Here is a 5,484-nt window from a genome sequence, read left to right on the forward strand (position 1 = left end):
CTCCCCGCAGTAGAAGAGGATCCGTTCGGAGACCGTGGTCTTGCCGGCATCGATGTGCGAGATGATGCCGAGGTTGCGGATCTGGGCGGTGGCTGGCATGGCTGGGCGGGAGTCGTGGCTCAGGCGGCGTAGCCTTTGCGGATCTGGTAGAGCGCCTCCATGTCGAGATTGTTGAGCTCGAAGTACTCGCGCTCCAGTTCCTCGACGTAGAAACGGTCGAGGCCGGAGTTCTCCAGGAAGTCCTCGCGCAGCGAGCCGTCGTTCTCGGCGATGATCTGCGGCAGGAGGTTGTGGATGTAGACCGCTTCCTTCTTGATGGTCAGGATGACCTCGTGGAAGAGATGCTGCGGGATCTCGCCTTCCAGGAGCTTCTTGTGCTGCAGTTCCTCGGTGAGCTCCCTCTTCAGCGCTTCCTGGTCGGCCTTGCTCGAGTACTTGGAGTAGAAGTTCCTGATCCTCTCCTTCACGTGCTCCAGGAGGGTCAGGTACAGCCGCTCGTCGGCATCTATCTGCTGCAGGTGCTCCAGGAGAGCGGCGGTGGAAAGCCGGTTCTCCTCTATCATCCTCAGTCCCGAGGCCAGGTGGGTCACCTTCTTGCGGCCGTAGATCCCCAGGTACTTGTCCTCGAAGATTCCCGACAGGAAGAGCTTGGTGAAGAGGTCGGGCGCCAGCATGTCGAAGGCGCTCTTGTTCCCGAGGAGACTGCGGATCATATCCTCCGAGATCTTCACGTTCTCCATGAAGGCCAGCCTGTTGATGGCGGAAGAGGTCGCGTCGTAGCGGTCGAAGTAGGTGATGATGTACGAATAACCCTCGAGGATCGAGATGTCGGAGCCGTCGCGGATCTTCTCGTCGCAGGCCTTGCTGGCGTCGAGCAGCATCTCCTCGAAGGCGTGGTCCCGGTTCTCCGCCGCCTGCTTCTTGGCGTAAAGGAGCTTCAGCATGTCCTCGGTGTCGATGGTGCTTTCGATGTGCCGCTCGGAAAGGAACATCCCCTCCAGGATCTGCCTGGTCTCCGAGATGTAGTTGCTCTCCTCCAGGTCGACCAGCTTCTTGTCCTTCTTGAGCATCTCGTCGAGCGTGTAGAAGAGGGCGCCGGGGATCTTGTTGCGGACCGAGAGGGTCTTCAGCCTTGTGAGGCGCGCATTCTCGAGTTTGTTGATCTCCCCCTTGCGGTTGCAGGCGATCAGGATGTTCTTGTACTCGTCGACGATGCGCCGGTTGTCCGGATGCTTGTACATCACGTCGATCCGGATGCGCTCCTGCTGGTAGCGGTCGATCCCGTACTTCTCGGCCAGCACGGCCAGCATCTGGAAGTCGGCGTCGGTGATCTTCTTGTTGCTGAAGTAGAGATTCTTGAAGACCTCGCAGTATTCCCTGTGCCTGACGTTGATCAGCTTGAACAGGAAGAGGTGAGCGCTCGGCTCGTCGATGATCTTGAGGACCTCCCCGATGATCAGGTTGTCGTGTTCCTCGCCCACCGCGGAAGAGCGCTTCAGCGCCTTTCCCAGCAACCTGACGATCCGTTCCTGCTGGTCGCTCAAAAGCCCGCCGAAGTCGGCGCCGGTCAGGGCGAAGAAGTAGTTGAATACGGCGTTGCCGTCGAAGAAGATCTTGTCGTAGCTCAGATAGCCGTCGGTGCGGTCGCTGAACTTGAGGGTGCCGGTGCGGTGGTCGTAGTGGGTGCCGTAGACGACGAGCCGGTTGGAGACCTCCTCCTTGGCGAGGTCCGCGATCGGCTGGTCGACGCCGAACATGTACTCGCAGAAGGAGCCGCCGTTGCCGCGGTGGCTGATGCCGTCCCGGCCGATTATGAATTCGTTTCCCGGGGAGAAGAAGCGGATCTCCTGGGCGTCGGCATGGTCGGTGTTGAAGAAGTAGCGGTTGTAGGCTTCGCTTCCGGCTGTAATCGCGTAAAACTCGATCTGGTCGTTGGCATACCCGTGCAGTCGAATGTCTCTGAACATCAGTTCCGTCCGTTTCTTTTGCGGCCTGCGGCCATCAAAGTTCGACCACCAGGCCGTCGTAGGCGAATTCCACGCCCACCGGCAGCCGGGTTCCATCCGTGTGATGCACCTCGTGGGTCAGGTGGGTGAACAAGGTCCGGCGCGGCTGCAGTGCCTGCACCACCTGCAGGGCCCCGTCGATATTGAAGTGGTTGGGATGCGGGGAGTAGCGCAGGGCGTCGATTATCAAGAGGTCCAGCCCCTGGAGCAGCGACATCGAACTCTCCGGAATCAGGCTGCAGTCGGTGAGATAGGCGGCGTTCTCGAACCGGTAGCCGGTGGCCTTGAAGGAGCCGTGCAAGATCGGCACGGGGGTGATGTTGCAGCCGAAGAGCTCGAAGGGGTCATCAACGGCAATGGCCTCCAGCAGGGGATGATATCCCTCCGAATGGAGCCCTTCGAAAATGTAGGCGTAGCTGGCGGTGATCCGCTGGATGGTTTCCGGGCTGCTGTAGCATGGGATGACCCTGCGGTGCAGGAAGTGGAAACCCCGCAGGTCGTCGATGCCGTGGATATGGTCGGCATGGACGTGCGTCAGCAGCACCGCGTCGATCTGCGGTATCTTTTCCCGGAGTGCCTGGCTCCGCAGATCGGTAGAGGTGTCGACAAGAATGCGGCGCCCGTCGCACTCAACCAGGATGGAAGCACGGGTCCTCTTGTCACGCGGATCGGTTGAGTCGCAGACCTGGCAGTGGCAGCCGACCATGGGAACGCCCGTTGAGGTGCCAGAGCCGAGGATGGTTATTTTCATGTGTAGCACCTCGGAATGCGGTAAATTAGCATGATTCAGCTTGGTGAGGCAAGGGGTTTATCCCTTGCGTGGAGCGGGTTTTGTGGCTATTATCCAGGCTGATTGGTGTATCATTCATGTGTTCCCCCCTGCATGCGGGGAAGTGACACTGTCTGAGGTTAACATGCGGGTCGGCATCATCGCGCCAAATTACAGGTCCGGGAAAACCGGAAACTCCGTCACGGTGAGACGGATCGAACGCCACTTGACCCTTCTGGGCTGCCAAGTGCGGGTGTTCGCGGTGGATCAGCTTTCGGCGGAAGAGCTGCTGGCCGCGGTGAAGAAGTTCGAGCCGCAGCTGCTGCATGCCTTTCACGGCTATCTCGGTGGACGGCTGGCTCATGCCGTCTCGGAGGCGCTGTCGATACCGTACCTGGTCACGCTGACCGGCACCGACGTCTACCAGGCCCTCTCCGACCAGCGCAGCCATGAAACCCACATCGCCCTGAGGGGAGCCGCTCGCCTGGTCGCTTTCCACGCCAGCGTCAAGCGCAGGCTGGCAGAGCACCTCCCGTCTCTGGATGAGCGGACGGTGGTCATCGCGCAAGGCGTCGACTGCCCCCGGGAGGGGCAAGCTGAAGTCGCTACTGGCGCCGCCGATACCATCAACTTCCTCTTTCCCGCAGGGCTGCGTCCGGTGAAGAACATCCTCTTCCCCCTGCAGCCGCTGGCCGCCGTGCACGCCACGTACCCGCGGCTACGCCTTCAGGTGGTAGGGCCGGTACTCGATCCCGACTACGCCGCACAGGTACTCGACGCGCTGGAGCAGTATCCCTTCGCCGGCTATCTTGGTGCGTTCCCTCACGAGTCGATGGCTGATCTGTACCGCGCGGCCGACGTGGTGCTCAATTGTTCCCTCTTCGAAGGAGGGATGGCGAACAGCCTTCTCGAAGCCCTCTGTTATGGGAAGGCGGTGCTGGCTGCCGGCATCGAGGGGAACCGGTCCATCATAAGGGACGGCGTCACCGGACTTGTTTACCACGATGCGGAGGACTTCGCCGCCAAGGCGGAGCATCTGGTGGTTGATCCGCATCTCCGCGAAAGGCTGGGCCGCCACGGCCAGGCCATGATCCACGAAAAGCATTGCCCCGATAAAGAAGCCCAAGCCTACCTGGAGCTCTATCAGGCCATCCTAGGCGCGCACGCCCCTAACCATCCTTAGCTTTCTTCTTCCGCTTCACCCTCTCCTTTTCTCCATCGCTTTCCCTGGTCATCCAGGCATGGTTTTGCCGCGTTTCCTGTCAAGCACCAGCTCGCTTCCGAGTGGCGCCCTCACCCTAACCCTCTCCCAGAGGGAGAGGGGACTCTGCCCCCCTCGTCAAAACTCAGCATCGACGGCGTCACATGGAGGCGAGGGCGCCAGCTCGCTTCCGACTGGCGCCCTCACCCTGGCCCTCTCATGGAGGGAGAGGGGCGTCTCGTAACTCTCCTTGCCATTGGCGAAACAGGTCGTAGAATTTCCTAATGTGATCGAAACCCCTCCTTCCTCAACCTGTGATCCGCACCGGTACACCACTCAGTCCCGCCATCGCCTGACAGGGGGCAAGACATGGACCGCATCATCGACGTAACGGAACTGGCGCTTCGCGACGCCCACCAGAGCCTGATCGCGACACGCCTCGGTATTGACGATATGACCTCTGCCTGCGAGGACCTCGACAACGCTGGATTCTGGTCGCTGGAGTGCTGGGGCGGCGCCACCTACGACTCCTGCATCAGGTTCCTCAATGAGGACCCGTGGGCGAGGCTCCGGACCTTCAAGGAGCTCATGCCCAGGACCCCGCTGCAGATGCTGCTGCGCGGTCAGAACCTTTTGGGATATCGCCACTACCAGGACGAGGTGGTGGATCGCTTCGTCCAGAAGAGCGCCGAGAACGGCATCGACGTCTTCCGCATCTTCGACGCGCTGAACGATCTGCGGAATATCGAGCGGTCGGTAAACGCGGTGAAACGAACCGGGAAGCATGCCCAGGGCGCCATCTCCTACACGGTAAGCCCCATTCACTGTACCGAGATCTTCATCGAGCAGGCCAGGCGGCTGGTCGGCATGGGGTGCGACTCCATCTGCATCAAGGACATGGCCGCGCTGATCAAGCCGCAGGCGGCGTACGACCTGGTGAGGGGGATCAAGGAAGCCTGCGGGGAGAATACCCGGCTGCATCTGCATGTGCATGCGACGACGGGTGTCACGCTGGTAAGCCTCATGAAGGCGGTGGAGGCGGGGGTGGACTGCGTCGACACTGCGGTGAGCGCCATGAGCCTCGGACCGGGCCACAACCCCACGGAGAGCTTCATCGAGATGCTGGAAGGGACCGGCTACACGACCAGGATCGATCTTGCCCGGTTGTTGCGGGTCAAGGAGCACTTCGCCAAGATTCAGCCCCGCTACGGCGAGTTTCTTTCCGCGGTGACCGGCGTCGACACCGAAATCTTCAAGAGCCAGATACCTGGAGGGATGCTTTCCAACATGGAGAGTCAGCTGAAACAGCAGGGGGCCGGCGACCGGATGAACGAGGTGCTGGAAGAGATACCGGTCGTGCGGCGGGATACGGGGTACGTCCCCCTGGTGACGCCGACCAGCCAGATCGTAGGGACCCAGGCGGTGCTCAACATCATCATGGGGCGTTACAAGGTGCTGACGGGGGAGTTCGCCGACCTGATGCTCGGTTACTACGGGGCGACGCCCGG

Annotated in this window: 5 protein-coding genes; 2 read left to right on the forward strand and 3 right to left on the reverse strand. The window is 61.0% G+C overall.

All coding sequences use genetic code 11. The annotated features are described in order from the left end of the window. The 3 genes from AC11W3_RS01795 to AC11W3_RS01805 form a co-directional block, all read right to left on the reverse strand. Nucleotides 1-99, reverse strand: a 99-nt coding sequence (locus tag AC11W3_RS01795) for a GTP-binding protein (RefSeq protein ID WP_484092393.1), incomplete at its 3' end; no start/stop codon positions are given. 20 nt (nucleotides 100-119) lie between these two features. Further along, nucleotides 120-1,967 carry a TIGR04442 family protein gene (locus AC11W3_RS01800; RefSeq protein WP_484092390.1) on the reverse strand — a complete coding sequence of 616 codons (1,848 nt, stop codon included), beginning with the start codon at nucleotides 1,965-1,967 and terminating at the stop codon, nucleotides 120-122. 34 nt (nucleotides 1,968-2,001) lie between these two features. Continuing rightward, nucleotides 2,002-2,757, reverse strand: coding sequence for a GPMC system MBL fold metallohydrolase (locus AC11W3_RS01805; RefSeq protein ID WP_484089561.1), 756 nt, complete (start codon nucleotides 2,755-2,757; stop codon nucleotides 2,002-2,004). Between the two features lie 163 nt (nucleotides 2,758-2,920). Between AC11W3_RS01805 and AC11W3_RS01810 the strand changes: the two genes are divergently transcribed. Then, complete coding sequence (locus AC11W3_RS01810) at nucleotides 2,921-3,958, forward strand: GPMC system family 4 glycosyltransferase (protein ID WP_484092391.1); 1,038 nt, start codon at nucleotides 2,921-2,923, stop codon at nucleotides 3,956-3,958. A gap of 387 nt (nucleotides 3,959-4,345) precedes the next feature. Further along, a partial coding sequence (locus AC11W3_RS01815; protein ID WP_484092392.1) for a pyruvate carboxylase subunit B occupies nucleotides 4,346-5,484 on the forward strand: 1,139 nt, incomplete at its 3' end.

This window comes from Geomonas sp. (genome assembly GCF_056994735.1).